Source organism: Neobacillus sp. OS1-2 (assembly GCF_030915505.1).
Classification (GTDB): domain Bacteria; phylum Bacillota; class Bacilli; order Bacillales; family Cytobacillaceae; genus Neobacillus.
The window spans coordinates 294,438-313,113 of record NZ_CP133265.1; the positions used below are offsets into that span (position 1 = coordinate 294,438).

Annotated in this window: 21 protein-coding genes and 1 riboswitch; of the genes, 3 read left to right on the forward strand and 18 right to left on the reverse strand. The window is 37.8% G+C overall.

Features of this window, described 5'->3' with window-relative positions; all coding sequences use genetic code 11:
* Window positions 1-52: 52 nt before the first annotated feature.
* Window positions 53-185, reverse strand: a riboswitch (FMN riboswitch).
* Window positions 186-275: 90 nt separating this feature from the next.
* The 17 genes from RCG19_RS01590 to RCG19_RS01670 form a co-directional block, all read right to left on the reverse strand.
* Window positions 276-1,022, reverse strand: a complete 747-nt coding sequence (locus tag RCG19_RS01590) for a peptidoglycan DD-metalloendopeptidase family protein (RefSeq protein WP_308109423.1) — start codon at window positions 1,020-1,022, stop codon at window positions 276-278.
* A 171-nt stretch (window positions 1,023-1,193) separates the two neighbouring features.
* Complete coding sequence (locus RCG19_RS01595; protein WP_308109424.1) at window positions 1,194-2,387, reverse strand: hypothetical protein; 1,194 nt, start codon at window positions 2,385-2,387, stop codon at window positions 1,194-1,196.
* Complete coding sequence (gene sigX / locus RCG19_RS01600; RefSeq protein ID WP_308109425.1) at window positions 2,362-2,913, reverse strand: RNA polymerase sigma factor SigX; 552 nt, start codon at window positions 2,911-2,913, stop codon at window positions 2,362-2,364. The genes RCG19_RS01595 and sigX overlap by 26 nt, the downstream gene beginning before the upstream one ends.
* 269 nt (window positions 2,914-3,182) lie before the next feature.
* On the reverse strand, window positions 3,183-4,961 hold the full coding sequence (locus tag RCG19_RS01605; RefSeq protein ID WP_308109426.1) for an ATP-binding protein: 1,779 nt from the start codon (window positions 4,959-4,961) through the stop codon (window positions 3,183-3,185).
* Window positions 4,958-5,674, reverse strand: a complete 717-nt coding sequence (locus RCG19_RS01610) for a response regulator transcription factor (protein ID WP_308109427.1) — start codon at window positions 5,672-5,674, stop codon at window positions 4,958-4,960. Before RCG19_RS01610 ends, RCG19_RS01605 begins: the two co-directional genes overlap by 4 nt.
* Window positions 5,675-5,834: 160 nt before the next feature.
* A complete protein-coding gene (gene ccsB / locus RCG19_RS01615) occupies window positions 5,835-7,019 on the reverse strand; it encodes a c-type cytochrome biogenesis protein CcsB (RefSeq protein WP_308109428.1) in 1,185 nt (394 codons plus the stop codon).
* Window positions 7,020-8,642, reverse strand: coding sequence for a cytochrome c biogenesis protein ResB (locus RCG19_RS01620; protein WP_308109430.1), 1,623 nt, complete (start codon window positions 8,640-8,642; stop codon window positions 7,020-7,022). It lies immediately after the preceding gene.
* A 23-nt stretch (window positions 8,643-8,665) separates the two neighbouring features.
* Window positions 8,666-9,190, reverse strand: a complete 525-nt coding sequence (resA, locus tag RCG19_RS01625) for a thiol-disulfide oxidoreductase ResA (RefSeq protein WP_166241006.1) — start codon at window positions 9,188-9,190, stop codon at window positions 8,666-8,668.
* Between the two features lie 96 nt (window positions 9,191-9,286).
* Window positions 9,287-10,024 carry a 23S rRNA pseudouridine(2605) synthase RluB gene (rluB, locus tag RCG19_RS01630; RefSeq protein WP_166241004.1) on the reverse strand — a complete coding sequence of 246 codons (738 nt, stop codon included), beginning with the start codon at window positions 10,022-10,024 and terminating at the stop codon, window positions 9,287-9,289.
* Between the two features lie 198 nt (window positions 10,025-10,222).
* On the reverse strand, window positions 10,223-10,759 hold the full coding sequence (locus RCG19_RS01635; protein ID WP_308109432.1) for a spore maturation protein: 537 nt from the start codon (window positions 10,757-10,759) through the stop codon (window positions 10,223-10,225).
* An 8-nt stretch (window positions 10,760-10,767) separates the two neighbouring features.
* Window positions 10,768-11,355, reverse strand: a complete 588-nt coding sequence (locus RCG19_RS01640) for a nucleoside recognition domain-containing protein (RefSeq protein ID WP_308109434.1) — start codon at window positions 11,353-11,355, stop codon at window positions 10,768-10,770.
* The gene (locus RCG19_RS01645; protein WP_308109435.1) at window positions 11,348-12,493 is read right to left on the reverse strand and encodes a D-alanyl-D-alanine carboxypeptidase family protein; all 1,146 of its coding nucleotides are present in this window, start codon (window positions 12,491-12,493) and stop codon (window positions 11,348-11,350) included. The genes RCG19_RS01640 and RCG19_RS01645 overlap by 8 nt, the downstream gene beginning before the upstream one ends.
* A gap of 127 nt (window positions 12,494-12,620) precedes the next feature.
* On the reverse strand, window positions 12,621-13,511 hold the full coding sequence (locus RCG19_RS01650; RefSeq protein WP_308109436.1) for a superoxide dismutase: 891 nt from the start codon (window positions 13,509-13,511) through the stop codon (window positions 12,621-12,623).
* A gap of 131 nt (window positions 13,512-13,642) precedes the next feature.
* Window positions 13,643-14,131: a DUF3907 family protein gene (locus RCG19_RS01655; protein WP_166240994.1), complete on the reverse strand. Its 489-nt coding sequence runs from the start codon at window positions 14,129-14,131 to the stop codon at window positions 13,643-13,645.
* A 41-nt stretch (window positions 14,132-14,172) separates the two neighbouring features.
* On the reverse strand, window positions 14,173-14,592 hold the full coding sequence (locus RCG19_RS01660) for a hypothetical protein (protein ID WP_308109438.1): 420 nt from the start codon (window positions 14,590-14,592) through the stop codon (window positions 14,173-14,175).
* Between the two features lie 92 nt (window positions 14,593-14,684).
* Window positions 14,685-15,269 (reverse strand): SMC-Scp complex subunit ScpB, encoded by a 585-nt coding sequence (gene scpB / locus RCG19_RS01665; protein ID WP_308109439.1) that lies wholly within the window; start codon window positions 15,267-15,269, stop codon window positions 14,685-14,687.
* On the reverse strand, window positions 15,256-16,026 hold the full coding sequence (locus RCG19_RS01670) for a segregation/condensation protein A (RefSeq protein ID WP_308109440.1): 771 nt from the start codon (window positions 16,024-16,026) through the stop codon (window positions 15,256-15,258). The genes scpB and RCG19_RS01670 overlap by 14 nt, the downstream gene beginning before the upstream one ends.
* A gap of 208 nt (window positions 16,027-16,234) precedes the next feature.
* Here RCG19_RS01670 and RCG19_RS01675 point away from each other — a divergent pair, with 208 nt between their 5' ends.
* Together RCG19_RS01675 and RCG19_RS01680 are read left to right on the forward strand one after the other, a co-directional pair.
* Complete coding sequence (locus tag RCG19_RS01675; protein ID WP_166241169.1) at window positions 16,235-16,321, forward strand: YjcZ family sporulation protein; 87 nt, start codon at window positions 16,235-16,237, stop codon at window positions 16,319-16,321.
* Between the two features lie 112 nt (window positions 16,322-16,433).
* The gene (locus RCG19_RS01680) at window positions 16,434-16,955 is read left to right on the forward strand and encodes a DUF309 domain-containing protein (protein WP_308109441.1); all 522 of its coding nucleotides are present in this window, start codon (window positions 16,434-16,436) and stop codon (window positions 16,953-16,955) included.
* Between the two features lie 30 nt (window positions 16,956-16,985).
* Here RCG19_RS01680 and RCG19_RS01685 read toward each other — a convergent pair whose 3' ends face one another.
* Window positions 16,986-17,336 carry a GNAT family N-acetyltransferase gene (locus tag RCG19_RS01685; protein ID WP_166240983.1) on the reverse strand — a complete coding sequence of 117 codons (351 nt, stop codon included), beginning with the start codon at window positions 17,334-17,336 and terminating at the stop codon, window positions 16,986-16,988.
* Between the two features lie 475 nt (window positions 17,337-17,811).
* Here RCG19_RS01685 and RCG19_RS01690 point away from each other — a divergent pair, with 475 nt between their 5' ends.
* Entirely contained in the window at window positions 17,812-18,675 is an 864-nt protein-coding gene (locus tag RCG19_RS01690; RefSeq protein WP_308109442.1) for a DUF1002 domain-containing protein, read from the forward strand.
* The last annotated feature ends 1 nt before the right edge of the window (window position 18,676 follow it).

Here is an 18,676-nt window from a genome sequence, read left to right on the forward strand (position 1 = left end):
GGCACGCTTAATAAACGTCCATTAAATCAGATTTTTTGAACGTCGGCAGAACCTCCATCTTCTCCCATCCAGACTATACTGTCGGCTTTGGAATCACACCAAATCCTGCCTATAAAGGCTCGCGGGCTCAGGAGCATTGCTCCAATACCGCCGATCGGGAATTTCACCCTGCCCCGAAGATAGATCGATATTAAATTACAACTTTATTATACTAAAGAAATTCTTTTTTGTTAAGTAAAAAAACAACCTACTGACAAAGGTCAGCAGGCAGAACATTATTGAACCATTAATAGTTGATTTGGTTTAATGAGGTCTGACGTTAGATTATTTAATGACTTTATCCTATTTACAGAAATATTTTGCTTTTGGGCAATAGAGTACAATGTATCTCCTTGTTTAACAATGTATTTTTCTTTGCTTGTTTCTGATGTACCTTCTTCTAATTGCGGGTTGGTACTTGCCACTAACACATTATTAACGATACTTGCAATTCCTCCCTGGACAGATTTCCCAACATCTGCTTTTCCCAATAATATTTCTGGATCCATTGCATTTTTCTTATCATACCTCCACTCTAATTGGTGGGTTTCAAAATGGAGATGTGTTCCAGTGGCTTGTCCTGTTCTCCCCATTTTTCCGATTATATCTCCTTGTTTTACAGGTTGACCAACCGATACTGTCCGGTGGTTTAAATGAGCATAAACCGTTACAAAATTACTAGGGTGTTCTATAAAAACCACATTACCATATGTATTAGAATAATAGGACTTAACTACCACCCCGTTCTCAACAGCCAGAACAGAAGTGTCCAATTTTCCAGCAATATCAATTCCTTTATGGGTTCCTTGCCTTGTTCCATATGTATCGGAAATGACACCGTCAGCTGGCCAAATCCAGTGATCTTCCATTCCATTTTGCGCCTGTAAACCTGCAGCTTCTGAATGTTTGCCTCCTAAAAATAATAAGCTGATAAATAGCGCCATAATGATGGCAATTAAAAACCTCTTTATATAGTCAAGCATTCTTACAATTTCCTCCTTAAATATCTTGTGCTCTCTTCCACACCATATGTTCGTGAATTCACGTTTAGAACAAATTGCGCATCAGACTAACATGACCATACTTGTTATAATTTGGAGTCCCTTCATATTTTATTCAAAAAAAAATCAACCGAGTAGGTTGATTTTTACCATTCATTCTGTAATTCGTAAATTTGGTGCTATTGGTACCTTGATATCCTTTGATAAATCGAAGGAACCAATAAATGGAATAGAGGAATCCTTTATGACAACTTTTTCAAGTCCGAATTCCTTTGCTGTCAGAAGCAGTGCTTCAAACGAAGAGGATGACTGCTGGTTATCATGCAGACTCGTATTCCCCTTTAATGAGACAAATAAAGTTTTGTCAGAGACTGAAACATCATGTAACGGCATTAAGGGCTGCAAAGAGTTCTTTAGACCTAATAAGGGCTGATCAGACTTCATTACTTCTATTGCAGTAATAATATCATTATAGGTATCATTTGTCGGAGTAAGAAATGGCATGTCACTTCCTTCGGGGTAATAAAATAGGTAGGCATGCCTTTTATCAGGAACAACATCCACTTCTTCAAGCTTTCCGAAATTACCTAATTCTATTCCTGGCACTCCATTTGTTGAGAATTTTATCTTTTTAAGATTACTATTAGCGGAAATATCCTTTTTTACTACATTCATAAAATTGATTTCATTGGTTGAACCCTGTCCGTACTGATGGTTGGAAGGAACATCAACCATGACGCTGCTAGTATTTTCATCAAGCTTCATTGTCCCATTTAATGGATAAAATTCTGATAATCCCCATTCTTCCTCCGTCAAAATGGCCATTTCCTTAGTATATTGAGGAAGCCAGGCTTGATCTTGAGTATTCTTCGCAATAATAGAAATAGGAATTAAAATTTGCACTTGTGGGTCTGGAATCCAATAGGTGAATACAGTCGTACCCTTTTCTAATTCATCCTCATAAATGGCTGTTTTTATACTTTCAGCTTTCATTATGCTTGGCTGACCTGTTTCCGCATTAGCCTTCCCCTTTGTAGCTACTTCATCATTTTCAGTTTCGTTGGTAAAATCCCTTGCAGTCATTTTCATTTCTTGATTTACTGAAGATTTTTCGTCTTTCATTTTATCATAGGATAAATTAGTCCCATCCGTTAACATTGGTGCTAGGATGAAAAATAGAAGTAATGCGGCTGCAGCTGCAATCCCAGGAAATAGCCATAATTTTATATTACGCCTTTTTAAGGAAAGATTTTGGTAAATGTCACGAGGATTGCGATGATCTAGTATTTTCGGCATTTGCCTTAATAAGTCTTCGAGCTCATTATCGCTCCACTCTGACTTTTTCACTTGTAACTCCCCCCTTTTCATAAAATAATTCCATCTGTTTCTTCAAAACTTTCAAGGAGCGGTGTTGTGTTGTTTTAACCTTACTTTCCGTCCAACCCAGTGCTTGAGCAGTCTCAGATATGGACAAATCCTGTAAATAACGCAGAATAATTACAGAGCGCTGATCCAACGTGCAAAACTCAAGACATTTGTAAATCCATTTGATTTCTTCTCTTTGTACGGTAATTTCTTCTGGTATCGGATTCTCATCTTTTACTTGATTAGTCGACCAATCAAACTTTTCAAATATTCTTTCCTTCCAGCCCTTTTGTTTACGGAAAAAGTCGATGGCCACATTTCTAGCGATCGAAAACAACCATGTTTTTTCACTACTTTTCCCTTCAAAACGATGATAGGATTTAAAAACGCGAATATAAACCTCTTGGACAAGGTCCTCAGCCTGCTCTTTATTTCTAACCATATAAAATAGAAATTGAAAAACGTCATGATGATATTTTTGATATAGCTCATCGAAAACGGAGTCCATCAATTCCCCTCCCCGTTCAATTATATTAGTCGATGTATAGGTATAAAAAGTTTCACCGTATTAAATATAGGCTTTTTTTGCTAAAAAAGGAAGGGACTTTTTGGAAGGAATATAAATAGGGGAAAAAAACTCATCCGTTTTGGATGAGTTTTTCATTCATATCTAGCTCCAGCGTCTAGGGGCTCGGGGTCATAAGCCCCTGAGCAAGGCGCTTCCGCTTTTCATTGTTTCTCGTGAATCAAGAACAATCGGCAAAATGATGGTTTATTTTACTTTTTTCGTGGAAGCAGGAAGGAAAATGTTGTACCTTGTCCCATTTTACTTTGCACAGAAATATGGCCGCGGTGGGCATCAATAATATTTTTTGCAATTGCAAGTCCAAGTCCTGTACCCGCTCTCCCCCTCGTCCTTGCTTTATCAGCTTTATAAAAACGTTCAAAAACGAAAGGCAGATCTTCCGCAGGGATCCCAGATCCGGAATCTTTTACTTCCATTCTAATTCCATTGTCCTCTAACTTTACCGTTAAAGTAACAGCTCCACCCTTTGGTGTATGCCTAATAGCGTTATCAATCAAGTTAGTCAGTACCTGCTCAATTCGATCCGGATCAAATATAAACGCCGTAACCACATCTTCTACATCCGCTTTCAAGATAATCTCATTATCTTTCGCCAACCCTTGGAATTTATGGATAATCCGATTGACGAAAGTAGAAATGTCAATATCCTCCATCGATAAATGAATATGTCCTGCTTCCATCCGGGCGAGGTCAAGCAATTCGTTTACCAGCCGGCCCATACGCAATGATTCATCATAGATGACTTTTGCCATTTCCTTTTTCTCTTCCTGTGATTGGGCAATATCATCCACAATCGCTTCACTATATCCTTGTAACATGGAAATTGGCGTTCTAAGTTCATGTGAAACATTGGCAATGAAGTCTTTTCTCATTTTATCTAATTGTCTTTCCTCAGTCATATCCCTTAGAACCGCCACAGCTCCACGGATAAATTGATTGCTGTATAGCGGACTAACCAAAATGACCCAATGCCGTCCTTGTAGGGAAATTTCCCCGATTTGTTCTTTTTCAGTATCTACCGCTTGTTGAAAAAGTTCCATTACCTGCGAAGGAATGGATTCCGAATCTGCACCGAATCCCCCTTTTTCATAATACCAATATTGAAGGAAACGATCCGCAGGAGGATTCGTAATAAGTATGGTCCCATCACGATTAAACGTGATGACTCCATCTGCCATACTACTTAATATACTGGCTAGCTGCTCTTTTTCCTGACTAAGGGCATTCATATTGAACTTCAACTGCCTGCCCATTTGGTTAAAAGCTGTTGCCAGCTCCCCTATTTCATCATGAGTCAAGATAGGGACTTTCGTATCAAATTTCCCCCTGGCCACTTCAAATGCCGCCTCCCTCATCTTTCTTAACGGCGCTGTTATTCGAGTCGAAAGAAAGAAGGCAAAAATAGTGGTTAAAATAATGGCCACACCGGCTACCAGTAAAATGAATTTTGTTGCAGAATGTGATGTTTCTTGCATAGCTTCTAACGATTGATAAATAAATACCGCACCATTTTTTTCTCCATGAAGATGGAGCGGGACACCAATAATGGAATATGTGGCATCCTCGATACCGTTCTTAGTTGAAAGATTGGAAATCTTTTCAACCTTTTTGTTATTATGAAATATTTTTCTCAAATCCGGGTCTTTTTTTATATCCTGGATTGACAACTTTTTTGTTTGTACAGTATTTGGAGAATAATAAACCTCTTCCTCATTCTTTACAACAACCACTTTTGTGACATCATCGATAAATTCCCAAGATATTTCTAAACCAAGTGATAATTTATCCGGATGTCCTTCCAAAACATAGGCAATTTTTTCCGCCGTATCTGTCAAGTCTTTTTTTGTCTGTTCTATGTTGTAGTTTTGGAAGAATTCCAATAGCATGACTGTTAAAATAAATAGGATAAAGGATACCAGTAAAAGGATGGTAAACCAGAGTTTACCGACTACACTTCTTAAAAAGGTCATTCATTTACAACCTCAAATTTGTATCCGACTCCCCAAACCGTTACAATCATTCTTGCCGCTTCTTCTGACACCTTATTTAATTTTTCACGGAGACGCTTTACATGCGTATCAACCGTTCGTAAATCACCGAAAAATTCATAATGCCAAACTTCCTTGAGTAATTGCTCGCGATCAAACACCTTATCAGGTGCCTTTGCAAGGAAATAAAGTAATTCGTACTCTTTCGGTGTTAAACTTACTTCCTTGCCATCAGCCAATACTCTGTGCGCATCATTGTCAATCGTTAAATGTGGAAAAACAATGACATCCTTTGTTGTTGTTTCGGTTTGCAAATAACTTGTTTGTGATGATCTTCTTAAAAGCGCTTTTACTCGCAGGACTACTTCCCGAGGACTGAATGGTTTGACAATGTAGTCATCTGTTCCAACTTCAAAGCCTTGAACGCGATTGATTTCTTCACCCTTCGCCGTTAACATAATTACGGGAGTAGCCTTTTTTTCTCTTAATTCACGACATACCTCAATTCCATCCTTGCCAGGCATCATGAGGTCAAGCAGAATAACATCATAATCATTTGCAATTGCTTTTGTTAACGCTTCATTTCCATCCTCAGCTTCATCGATTATATATTCTTCACGCTCTAAATACATTTTTAATAAACGGCGAATTCTTTCTTCATCATCTACAACTAAAATTTTCACGTCTTTTTCCATTATTAATCCCCCCATGAAGTTTATTGTACAAAATGGTATGGTATTTTTCTATATTTTCACGGTAATTACTACTTTAAAAAGTGTCAAAAATTTGACAACGAAAAGCGGAGGTAAAAAAAGCCCCCACTTTTTAAAAAGTGAAGGCTATAAAATTTGAATATTAACCTGCGTATGAATGAAGACCAGCAATAACTAGATTAACGGCAACAAGGTTAAACATAATAATAACAAAGCCAATTACCGCTAGCCACGCTGACTTTTCACCATGCCATCCCTTGGAGAGGCGTAAATGCATAAACGCGGCATAGAATAACCACGTGATAAGGGCCCAAACCTCTTTTGGGTCCCAGCCCCAAAACCGAGACCATGCCATTTGCGCCCAAATCATTGCAAAAATGAGTGCACCCAAGGTAAACACAGGGAAACCAATTAACACTGATCGATAACTAATCTCATCAACAAAGTCGAGCTTAATATTTTTGACAAGCGGCTGAAGTGCTGCTGCAATTCGCTTCCTTAAGATTACTCTAATTACCCCATAGAGTACTAGCCCTGACAGTAATGACCAAATAACAGTATTAGCTTTCTTCGCATTGATGAAAGCCGGCATTTCAACCAACGGGTTAAAGCCTTCCTTTGTTAGTAATTCGCTCTCATGCGGTCCGGTAATAGCTGGCATTTTATATTCTACAACAGCCTTTGTACCATGTTTATCTGTCCAATTGAATTTTTCCTGATATCCAATTCCTGAAAATACTGATGATACAGCCACAAACCCGAGCACGGTAACTAATGAAAACATAACTATTTCAAGCCAAAAAGTTCGTTTGCTTGATTTCGTTTGATCAATTGCCTTTACAAGATAAATAAGCCCTGCAGCAAAGCTAACCGCTAGGATAGCTTCCCCAATGGCTGCAGTAGTCACATGAATATGTAACCAATAACTTTGTAATGCCGGTATTAACGGCGTAATTTCCTTAGGGAACATACTTGCATAAGCAATAACTAGAATGGCCACCGGCATTGTAAATAATCCCAGCAAAGTTGTTCGGTAAATAAAATAAATAACGATAAATGCACCAACTAAGGCCATTCCAAAAAATGTGGTAAACTCAAACATATTACTTACCGGGGCGTGCCCCGCCGCAATCCATCTGGTGATAAAATAACCAAGCTGCGAAATAAAGCCCACTATCGTCAAAAAGACGGCAATTGTCCCCCAGCGGTTTGTTCCTTTCTTTCCATTCAAATCCTTTTTTGATTTAATCGATCCACCGTAAAACAGGGTCGCAACTAAATATAATATAAAAGCTATAAATAACAAATTACTACTCAGTGCTGCCAACTAGACGCCCTCCTTGTCCGTATTTTCCCTCTGAAGCTGATCCTCCGGAATTTCAAGCTTTGTATCTTTTATTACCATTTCAATTTCCCGCTTTAAGCCATACCAATTTTTATTCGTGTGCGCCGCAATCCAAATCTGGCCATTTTTATTTTGAATCCAGATCCGTCGATGGTTCCAATAGGCACCCTGGATAACACCAATCATAAATAGGATACCGCCTAAAATAATTGCCCATAACGATGAATCTTTGCGGACAGTAAAACCTGAAACATTTTTGGTTTCAATTCCCTTAAAAGCCATCTTATACGTATTGTCACCAAAAGGCTCGATGGTTTGCTTGATGGCGACAAAGCTCGTTTCTGGTTCTTTATCAGGAGAAGTCATTTGAAAGATAAATGCAGGGTTATTTGGTGTACGCGATTTTGTTGTTGGCTCCTTATTCTTATCAAACTCAAAGTCTGGAAAATAATTTAGAATCTTAACTGAATAGCCATTCCCAAGATCATATGTAGCTTTTGGATCCTCAAGATTGACGTTTATCTCTCCAAAAGTTTGATTCGTATCTTTTTTTGTAAGCAAAAAGTTCATTTGTTTAAGCTCACTTCTATATGAGGATTGGAAAACCGAATACCCATCGAAGGTTAGTGGGTGATTAACTTGAACCTTGTATTCTTTTACTTTCTCTAATTTCGGCTTTTCCCCAGGAAGATTCTGGCTGACCCGTTCATATAAAACGATGTTGGATTGATAATTCTTAACAACATCACCGGCCATTTCAATTGCCTTTTTGAAGGTTTTATCTTTATTTTTATCATAATGCTGCAGAATGAATTGGTTATTTTTTAAGTAGAACTTTTCACCTGTTTCAGGAATAACTGCTGTTTCTCCTTCTTTTACCCATAAATTCTCATTCACATAAAAACCAGGAATAAAACGAAGCATCCCGCCAAATAAAAAGATAATAAGGCCAACATGGTTTACATACGGACCCCACCTGGAAAATCGTCCTTTTTCCGCTAATAAATCGCCATTTTCTTCGCGAACATGATAGCGTCTTCCCTTTAAATGCTGCTTCACTGTCGCGATATCATTTTCATCGATGTTTTCATTCACACCATATACCCGCTGGCGCTTTAAAAAACCCTCGTGTCTTGTGACTCTTTGGGCTTTTAATGCCTTATATAAGGGAATCACGCGATCAAGACTGCAAATAACAAGTGAAATGCCAATCATAGCAATTAATAATAAGTACCACCATGAACCATACAAATCATGTAGACCTAACTGGTAATATACTGTTCCAAACCAGCCATACTCCTGCTTATAATACACATCTGCCGGGAGGTTAATATACATCTCTTGCGGTAGAATTGTTCCAAGAATGGAAGCAAGTAGGGTTATGATAATCAGCCAGACACCGACTTTAACTGACGAGAAGAAATTCCAAATTTTATCTATAAAGGTTTTACTATAAGTTTGCGAGCGGCGGGCGCTCCCCTCATAGCGCATATCAAGAAGTTCTTTATTATTACGCTCTCGCTCGTCCAGCACTTTACCACATGCTTCACATAACACGGTTCCATGCGGATTCACATGCCCGCATTCACATTTCACATCTTTCATTTTAAAAAACTCCCTACAATCCCTTATGGTTTTATTTTCTCCATAAACTCCTTAATCTTATATTCCGTCAATTCGCCGGTATAATATTTGACCACCTTACCATTTTTATCAATTAAAAAGGTTGCGGGCAACAAATCCACACCGTACACATTCATGACTTCTTTTTCTTTATCAATCATAATCGGGAAATCAAGCTTAAGACGTTCAGCAAATTGATTAACGGCAAGGTCAGGCTCCTGTATATCGACGGATAAAACCTGTACACCATTATCTTTAAACTGATGGTATTGATTATTAATATATGGCATTTCTTTCTTACAAGGAGGGCACCACGTTCCCCAAAAATTTAAAAATACTCCCTGCCCTCGGTAATCAGAAAGACGGTGCTTGTTTCCCTGCATATCAACTAAGACGAAATCAGGTGCTTGATCACCTTGCGAGACCTTTTGTTTATTATCTTTTGTAAGATTTGAATAAAGTGAATAGGCAACGGCTGCACCTAGTACAAGTAAAATAATCGTTCTTATCACTAATCGCCGTTTTTTCATAATGATACCTCCAGTAAATCACATACACAGTCGACTTAAATTATAGCACTTTCCAATATCCGCATAGTGTAAAGGAAAGTGATAATTGTGTCGATTTTATGACTTTTTCTTAAGTTTATCCATCGCAAGGGCACGCAGTTGTTTTACTTCATGCGGAGTCAGCTCTCTTGCCTCTCCAGTTTTTAAACCGTTTAATGTCAAGAAGCCATACCGTTCACGTTTTAATTTAAGGACCTCATTCCCAATAGCTTCAAACATCCTTCTAACTTGGCGATTTCGTCCTTCATGAATGGTGATTTCAACGATTGCGGTTTGCTTTTTCTTATCTGCAGATAATAATTTGACATTGGCAGGTGCTGTTTTACCATCCTCGAGGCGAATTCCTTTTTCCAACTTCCTAAGGTTTTCTTTTAAAGGAATTCCTTTTATTTTCGCCACATACACTTTATCCAGTTCATTCTTTGGGTGCATAAGTAAATTGGCAAATTCGCCATCATTTGTCAACAACAGCAAGCCGGAGGTATCATAATCAAGACGCCCTACAGGGAAAATTCTTTCTTTAAAGTGGGAAAAGAAATCCGTGACAACCTTCCTGCCCTTATCATCACTAACACTTGAAATAACCCCTCTTGGTTTATATAAAAGAAAATAAACGGGTTCCTCTTTCTCAATCTGTATTTCATTTACCTCTACTTTATCAGAGGGAGAAACCTTCACTCCAAGCTCTGTGACCACTTTTCCATTAACTTTTACTCTTCCTTCTTTTATAAGTTCCTCAGATTTCCTTCTAGAAGCAATGCCCGCTCGAGCTATTACCTTTTGTAATCTTTCCATTCAATTCACCTCAAAATTTTTCCGATAGATATAATCTCACAGATAAAAAGGAGTCATTCCTATTTATAACCCAAGCCTATTTGCTATTCTATCCTAATGAATTATGACACAATTTCTCCACTTTTCAAAGTAACGGGTATTAAATTAAAGCAAAAATAAAAAAGTATGCCCCAAAAGGAACATACCCCCTTCTTCCTACTATTTTGTGCCAAAAATAAAGGTTACAATAATAATGGAGACAATAATCCCCACAACGTCTGCTAGAAGCCCAACCTTTAGGGCATCCCCCATTTTTTTTATCCCAACGGCACCGAAATAAACAGTTAAAACGTAAAAGGTAGTATCCGTACTACCTTGCAGCACGGATGCTAGACGGCCAATAAAAGAATCCGGTCCATAAGAAGCAATTAAATCACTTGTCATCCCAAGCGCGGCTGTACCCGAAATCGGTCTAATAATGAGCAATGGAACAATTTCTGCCGGGATTCCCATCGTTTTCATCACCGGCCTAATCCAATTCATTAAAGCGTCTAAAGCACCAGAAGCACGGAAAATGGAGATTGCAACCAACATACCCACTAGAAAAGGAATGATGGATACGGCGATTTTAATCCCTTCTTTTCCACCCTCCACAAAACTTTCGTAGGTTGGAACCTTTTTAAAAGTTCCATATAAAAGTATAAACCCAATTAACAAAGGAATAAAAGTTAGCGAAATTTTAGCGAATATCTCCATAAGCTAAATCATCCTTTTCGGCTTCTACGATAATAAAAATAGCGGTCTATCAGCACTGCTCCTATTGCCGATAGGATGGTGGCAATAATTGTTGGGACAACAATTTCGGTAGGTGATACGGATTGATAATTCATTCTAATTGCAATTACTGTTGTGGGGATAATGGTAATACTGGCTGTATTAATTGCCAAAAAGGTAACCATCGACCTGCTTGCTTCATCTTTCCCGCCATTTAATTTCTTTAACTCCTCCATCGCTTTAATTCCAAGTGGTGTGGCGGCATTTCCTAAACCAAACATGTTGGATATCATATTTGACAGGATATAGCCCATTGCCGGATGTTTAGGAGGGACTTCAGGAAATAAAACTTTCACGAGCGGGCGAAATAGCTTTGACAGCTTTTCAAGTAGGCCTGATTCTTCAGCAATCCTCATCATCCCAAGCCAGAAAACAAGTACACTAATAAGACCGATACAAAGGATTACTGCTTCCTTGGCACCATCAAAAACAGCCTTATTGACCGCCTCCATTGTCCCATTGATCAATGCGAAAATGATACCGACGATTGTCATAAATACCCAAATATAATTAACCATTGGCATTTACTCCGATAACTGAAAGAAAAATCTCCTTAACAAATTCTAACAAACCTTTTTTCTTTTGCTTTGGATTGTTTTGGTAGTAAATCGGTGTTTCCTGGACAACCTTTCCATCCAAATAAACAGCTGCTTTCCCGACAATTACTTCATTTTTAGAACTCGTCCATTTTTTATTGGGTTTAAATAATTTATATTTCACTGAAAACAAATTCATTTCGTCACTTGTAGCAGGGTAAACAATTGATTTTTTTACAAATAATTGATCCTTATAATAGTTGTTTTTCGCGGTATCAATTTTCCCCTTCACTAACACTTCTGCCATATCAAACCCTTTAAACCCGCCTTCATACATGGAGATATGATCATTCCAATCATCCGGACCATTTAAGGTTACAGCAATTAAATCCATATCCCCTTTTGTTGCGGTGGTGACAAGCGTTCTTTTTGCACGCTTTGTAAAGCCCGTCTTTCCACCTGTGCAATATTTATATTTTGAAAGAAGACGATTCTTGTTTTTCCACACTCTATCCCAATTTTCTGTTGGGTTCGGGGCTTTATAAACCTTGGTACCTGTGATTTCTTGAAAAGTTTTATTTTTCATTGCGTAGCGCATGAGGATAGCCATATCATATGCCGTTGAATAATGATTTTCATGATCATCAAGACCATGCGGATTGGCGAAATGGGTATCATACATCCCAATTTCCTTTGCCTTTTGATTCATTAAATAGACAAATCCATCCAAACTTCCCCCTACATGCTCGGCAATTGCCACTGCTGTGTCATTTCCGGATCTTAGCATCAAACCATAGACAAGATCGTTAAGCTTTATTTTTTCTCCTGGTTTTAAATAGACAGACGACCCCTCGGCACGGGTTGCCTGCTCACTCACTTTAACCTTTTGATTCATTTTTCCCGATTCAATCGCAAGAATGGCTGTCATGATTTTTGTTATACTCGCAATTCTCCTTTTTGTGTGTGCATCTTTCTCAAAGAGAACTCGTCCAGTTTTCTGCTCGATTAGGACGGCACTAGCAGCACTTACTCCGAGGGCGGCATCAACCTTCTGAGGAATGTTTACAATCAATAGTGAGACTATGAGGGAAAGTGTCACTAGCTTAACAATCATTTTCATTGGTTTAACCTCGTCTCCTTTTTATCTGTCTACTTGTAGCTTTAGGCTTTGTACAAGTCTATGCAGGATAAGCTCTCATAAGAACAAGAAAACTCGTCTTTTGACGAGTCTTCGAATGGAGACAGCATTAAAAAGCAGGCCATTTTATATCCGCAGCTTTTTCAAACCTCATTTCAACTTCATGCCAATTGACTATATTCCACCATTGATCTACGTAATCCGCCCTATTGTTTTTGTATTGCAGATAGTAGGCATGCTCCCAAACATCAAGAACAAGGAGAGGTATCGTATCCCACTGCGTCAATAACATATGACGCTCTGATTGTAACACCTCCAAATGCCTGGCCCTTGGTGACCAGACCAATATTGACCAGCCAGCTCCTTCCACTTGCTTGGCAGCTTCAGAGAATTGACGTTTAAAAGCCTCAAAGCTTCCAAAATATCCTTCTATTTCTTGCTTTAATAAGCCTTGAGGACCTCCATTGCCATTCGGAGTCATATTTCTCCAAAAAATCGTATGAAGGTAATGTCCTGACCCGTGAAAAGCAAGCTCCCGTGACCAATGTTTAATGAAGGAAAAATCATTCGTTTCTCTTGCCTTCTTAAGGTTGAGTTCGGCTCGATTTAATCCATCCACATATGAACGATGGTGCTTATCGTGGTGCAATCTCATGATTTCCTCGGATATATATGGCTCTAATGCATTATAGGGATAGGAAAGATCCGGTAAGGTATGGCCACCGGGAGGAAGCGTGTTTTCCACAATCCAAATATTTCCTATTTCTTGTTTTTTTCTAAAATAATGTTCCATTTGTTCATGGATATTTTCAGCCTTTACCTGAAGCCCAAGAAGTTCCTCCGTTGACAACTCTCGGTTAGTGCTTTCAATTAATTCGGTAAATGCATCAAGTTTTTCCCATAATTCCGAGTCCTCTCCCACCTTTTCCGATTGAAGAAATTGTTTCATTTGCTCATTCCAATCGAATAACTCATGAATATATCGGCTAAATCGATCCATTGAATTCCCATTCCTTTCCCGCAATAACCCGGCTTAGTATTCAAACAATCTACCTAAATGGTATGAGGAATAAAGCGTGTTAAGAACGAGAAAGGCTGCCCTTATTATAAGGACAGCCTTTGAACCCTAGTTTATTTTGATTGGATCATTTTTGTTCGATAATCGGTCTCATAGTACTCCAGTTCTTCCCTAATTCTTTGGAAATCTCCTTCTAGATCCTTTAAAAGGTGGACAACACTTTCTGAAACGTTTCTAAAAAATTTAATTGAATTTCTTCCTGTATAGGCAGAACGGCTATCTTCGAACCAAGCATCATTTTTCGGCGAGAAAAACTCTTCAATACATTGATGGTAAATTTTATAAAGTGTTTTTTCGGCAGCTGCTTTTTGAAAAGGCTCATTTAGCAGGATAACAGAACATGTTTCTAAACATTCTGTACTATAAACAGCCAATTTACGTAAATGGGCAAAGATTAATTTATTGTAGCTACGCTCTTCTTCATTTTCTACTTTCAATTCCGAAATCGTCGTTTCATTTAAAAATTCTTCAATTGTTGAAATTGATTTTGTTAAAAATTCCTTAACATCCTTTAGTTGTGATTTAACCAATGAATTCCCCATTATTATCCCCCTTAAATTTCCCCCTGGATTGCCATTTCATATTATTGCGGTTGTAGGATGAACTCCAGTGGAGAACGAAGTTCGTAGCCCTTTTTTTGTTTAAGGGCAAGCATTATTTCTGGAAATTTAGTAAAGTTAATATCTTGAAAATATGAAGCAAACTCTTGCTTAGAATTAATATATAGGCGCTTTCGGCTGCGAAGGCCCGGATTTTTTAAGAGGCAAATGAGTGCAACCATTTCTTTGAAATAAACTTCATTACCTTCTTGAACCATTACGGGGTCTTGCTGAAATGGAGTGAATTCAGCAAAGAGTTGATCAAAGTACCTTACGTACAGAACATGCAACGTCTTTTCCTTACCATCCTCGATGAAGGTGACCTCACTTCTGTTAAAAAAGTCCTCTGATGTATTTGATTTTTCTTTTTCTAATTCAAATCCTTTACACTCTTTAATTAGCAACTTAATCCCGCTCCTTGTCAAAATGCTTAAGCTTTCTTGAATTACTAAAAACATATGTTTATTTTAGCATAAATTTAATCCTACAATTAGATTTAAGAGTTTATTGTTTCCTGAAATTTTTCGAAAAACAAGTCTGCTTCCTCCTGAATAAATTCTTCCTCGACTTTTTCCGGGAGTTGCGGTAGTTCTTTTAAACTTTTTAAACCAAAATAGTCCAGAAATTCTTTTGTAGTCCCATATAGATAAGCCCTTCCAGTCCCTTCTGCCCGGCCAACCTCTTTTATTAATACCTTTGAGACAAGGGTATGCAGTGGTCTTTCTGTTTTCACACCGCGAATATCCTCAATTTCGGCACGGGTAATCGGCTGTTTATAAGCAATGATTGCCAATGTCTCTAAGGCAGCCTGTGATAATGTAGAAGTATGGGGGGAATCCACTAGTTTCTTTAAATAGATGGCATTTTCCTTCTTTGTTGCCAGCTGATAGGTTCCGGCAAGCTGGACAATCATAATGCCTCTATTGGTTTCAGCGTATTCTTTTCTTAACTCCTCAATCATTCCACTCGCCATAAGCTCATCAACCTCTAAAACCTCCGCTATTTGCTTAAGTGAAAGACCTTCATCACCCGCTGCAAACAGTAGACTTTCAAGAATGCTGCCCCAATTAATGATTTCCAACTACTTCCGCTCCCTCCGCAACAGCTTCAACAAAGATATCACCAAAGTTTTCTTTCTGCTCCACATCAATCACTTTTCTTTTAATCAATTCCAAAACAGCTAAAAAGGTCACCACTATATGGTCCTTTGCCGGATTTGGAAATAATTCATTAAAGTTTTTTCTTCCTTTAAGCTGTGTTAATTCATCCATAATTTCCGCCATTCTTTTCTCAATCGATATTTCTTGGCGGGCAATTTTAGTTGCCATTGGTCGTTGTAACTTTTTTCTCCGCAACAGTTTTTGGAATGCCGCCAGCATATCATACAAGGAGACATTTAACTCAGTCTTCTCAGGCTGTTTTTCTTTTGCAAAATCGGAAAGATCACTTGGCGGCTTGGTATACATTAATCCACGTTCTTCTTCCATCGTTTTTAGGTCATGTGCGGCTTCTTTATATTTTCGATACTCAATCAGACGCTCCACAAGTTCATCTCTTGGATCTTCCTCATAAGGCATTTCAGCGTCTACTTCATCGAAAACTTCTTCATGCTTGGGTAAAAGCATTTTGCTCTTTATCACAAGTAATGTCGCTGCCATTACTAAAAATTCACTTGCAACATCCAGTTGGAGCTCGTTCATTGTTTTAATATATAGTAAATATTGCTCGGTAATCTCGGCAACAGGAATATCATATATATCAATTTCTAGCCGGTTAATTAAATGGAGAAGCAAATCTAACGGACCTTCAAACGCATCAATCTTCACCTGATACGGCATGTTTATTCACCAAAATTCTTCATAAATAAAATTTGTTTATCATGTATATCAACTATTAATAGTATAGAGGATTCACGGGAGGTAATCCAATAGAAAAATCAACCTTACCATGCTTAATTATCAAAACATGATGTTTGCCCATAACAATGGACAAAACTTCCACATATTATGACAAGGAAAAGAAAATAAATATGTAGGAGGGTTTAATATGGATGGCGGATTTGGAGGCGGATTTGCTTTAATCGTCGTTTTATTCATTTTGTTAATTATCGTAGGTGCTTCTTGGGTTTATTAGTTAATAATTAAAGAAGCATAGAAACCCGTCAATCCTGACGGGTTTTTTTACTAAGGAATCTGCAAACTTATGATAAACTAGAATTTACATAGTTCAAAAAAGGAGGGATCTCTTGTACCCAAAAGAATATATCCAATTTTTATCCCATTTTCACGGTGATCGAGATTATTTTGAGTGCCATGAAGTGCTTGAAGAATATTGGAAAGGGATAGATTCCAGGAACAAGTCATCCGTCTGGGTCGGTCTAATCCTTATGGCTGTTTCAACATATCATCACCGAAGAAGCAATTTTAATGGGGCAAAAAAAACATTGGAAAAAGCCATAAGAATTTTAGACACACAAGCTGGTGAGTTATTAAAAATAGGCTTAAGCCCATCACTCCTTCACCAGCTATTAATAGAACGATTGTCATTAATTGAAAAAGCAGCACCCTATTATAGCTATAATTTGCCCATCTGTGATTCAAACCTTCTAAAAATTTGCGGAAGCTATTGTGAACATGAAGGCTTTCAATGGGGCAAAGATAGTGATATCACAAATAGCGGTCTCATTCATCGCCACAAGTTGCGTAATAGAGCTAATGTAATCGCGGAGAGAGAACAGTCTTTAAGAATGCGAAAAGGCAGAAAATAAACCTATTTTCTGCCTTTTTATAGGCCCCAGTTAGCAAACATCGCATTTTTCAATAAATGCTGCCGTATTTTCGTTTGAGATTAATTCTTTATCAGTGTACATTTCCTTTAAAGCCTTCACCATTTTTTTACCAATTCCTTGAAAACGATGAGAAGGGTTAACCGAAATATGCTGGATCACTATGACATTTTCCTCTTTCTGATATAGGACACCGAGAAGTCCAATAATATCTTCTTCCTTCCAGAGAAAAAGCTGCCATTCTTCTTCTGTCTCATATTCCTTTATTGTTTGCTGAAGTTTTTTCAAATCCTTTTCAGTTGGCATAAAGGACAATAAACCCATAGCAATTTTTTCGAATGTCTTCTTATAACGAATTAACATTTTGATCCCTCATTATATGAAATAAACCGATAAATTTTTGGTTTAACAATAGAATATTTTCCCAGAATAATCATTACTAAACATTTATTCATTATATGTAGTTGAATTGATTGTGTTTCACTATGCACCATCATACATAAAAATAAGACAATCATCAAATTTCAGGATAAGATTACCGATTAGGTACAACAAATAGCCAGTAGATCAATCCCCAGATGACAGAGATACCGATAAGGATACCAAATAATACCCAATTTCTTTTCATGAAAGATGTTCCTCCAAAAAACTTTATTCCTGACCACCATTCTACACCAAATAACAAAAATAATCTATTTTATCTTGTTATTTTTGCAATTTCTCCCATTAACGTTTCAAATCTATGAAACTTCCGGATTAAAAAGTACGTTTATACTAGTGGTTTCGGTTATATTATAAAAGAGGTTTGACTAGAGTTATTACTTCAAGGAGGCTAACAATGAAAAAGATCATGATTCTCCTAGTGTTAACGGTCATATTCTTCCATCCTATCCGTGGTTTCGCAGACATGGCTGAGGGAGATATGATTGTCACATTAGGTGAAAATTTGACCACAGAGCAAAAAAATAATTTATTAGCAGAAATGGGAGCACCAACGGATGTTCAAATTGTAACTGTATCAAATCAAGAAGAACATCAATATTTGGGCAAATACGTTGCAAAATCATTTATCGGAACAAAGGCCATTTCTTCCTCAGCTATTACCGTCGCACCAAAGGGTTCCGGGATTACTGTAAAAACAAAGAATATCAACTGGGTCACCGATGAAATGTATTTGAATGCCTTGATAACTGCTGGAGTTAAAGATGCAAATATCTATATTACTGCCCCGATTGCCGTATCTGGAACTGCGGCCCTAACAGGAATTATCAAGGCATATGAAATTTCTGCCGATAAAACCATTCCAGAAGAAGTTAAACAGGCTGCTAACCAAGAGATGGTGGAGACAGCCAAGCTGGGCGATTCTATTGGTGAAAAAAATGCTGCAGCCTTAATTGCAAAAGTTAAAGAAGAGATGGCTAAAAACAAGCCAAAAAATGATGAAGAATTACGGAAAATTATCGTGCAAGCTGCAAAGGATTTAAATGTTACCCTTTCAGATACTGAAATGCAAAGGCTGATTGACTTTTTTAATAAACTGAAGGATTTAAACATTGACTGGAACCAGGTTAGTGACCAGCTAAGTAAAGCAAAAGACAAGATTTCAAACTTCCTTCACTCTGAAAAGGGGCAAGGATTTTTAGAGAAAGTTAAACAATTTTTTATCTGGCTGATTGACGCCATTAAATCGATTTTTTCTTAAA

Coding starts and splice junctions, on each gene's coding strand:
- RCG19_RS01590 (WP_308109423.1), bottom strand. CDS start 1,022: ATGCTTGACTATATAAAGAGGTTTTTAATTGCCATCATTATGGCGCTA.
- sigX (WP_308109425.1), bottom strand. CDS start 2,913: ATGGACTCCGTTTTCGATGAGCTATATCAAAAATATCATCATGACGTT.
- RCG19_RS01605 (WP_308109426.1), bottom strand. CDS start 4,961: ATGACCTTTTTAAGAAGTGTAGTCGGTAAACTCTGGTTTACCATCCTT.
- RCG19_RS01610 (WP_308109427.1), bottom strand. CDS start 5,674: ATGGAAAAAGACGTGAAAATTTTAGTTGTAGATGATGAAGAAAGAATT.
- RCG19_RS01620 (WP_308109430.1), bottom strand. CDS start 8,642: ATGAAAGATGTGAAATGTGAATGCGGGCATGTGAATCCGCATGGAACC.
- resA (WP_166241006.1), bottom strand. CDS start 9,190: ATGAAAAAACGGCGATTAGTGATAAGAACGATTATTTTACTTGTACTA.
- rluB (WP_166241004.1), bottom strand. CDS start 10,024: ATGGAAAGATTACAAAAGGTAATAGCTCGAGCGGGCATTGCTTCTAGA.
- RCG19_RS01635 (WP_308109432.1), bottom strand. CDS start 10,759: ATGGAGATATTCGCTAAAATTTCGCTAACTTTTATTCCTTTGTTAATT.
- RCG19_RS01640 (WP_308109434.1), bottom strand. CDS start 11,355: ATGGTTAATTATATTTGGGTATTTATGACAATCGTCGGTATCATTTTC.
- RCG19_RS01645 (WP_308109435.1), bottom strand. CDS start 12,493: ATGAAAATGATTGTTAAGCTAGTGACACTTTCCCTCATAGTCTCACTA.
- RCG19_RS01650 (WP_308109436.1), bottom strand. CDS start 13,511: ATGGATCGATTTAGCCGATATATTCATGAGTTATTCGATTGGAATGAG.
- RCG19_RS01655 (WP_166240994.1), bottom strand. CDS start 14,131: ATGGGGAATTCATTGGTTAAATCACAACTAAAGGATGTTAAGGAATTT.
- RCG19_RS01670 (WP_308109440.1), bottom strand. CDS start 16,026: ATGCCGTATCAGGTGAAGATTGATGCGTTTGAAGGTCCGTTAGATTTG.
- RCG19_RS01675 (WP_166241169.1), top strand. CDS start 16,235: ATGGATGGCGGATTTGGAGGCGGATTTGCTTTAATCGTCGTTTTATTC.
- RCG19_RS01685 (WP_166240983.1), bottom strand. CDS start 17,336: ATGTTAATTCGTTATAAGAAGACATTCGAAAAAATTGCTATGGGTTTA.
- RCG19_RS01690 (WP_308109442.1), top strand. CDS start 17,812: ATGAAAAAGATCATGATTCTCCTAGTGTTAACGGTCATATTCTTCCAT.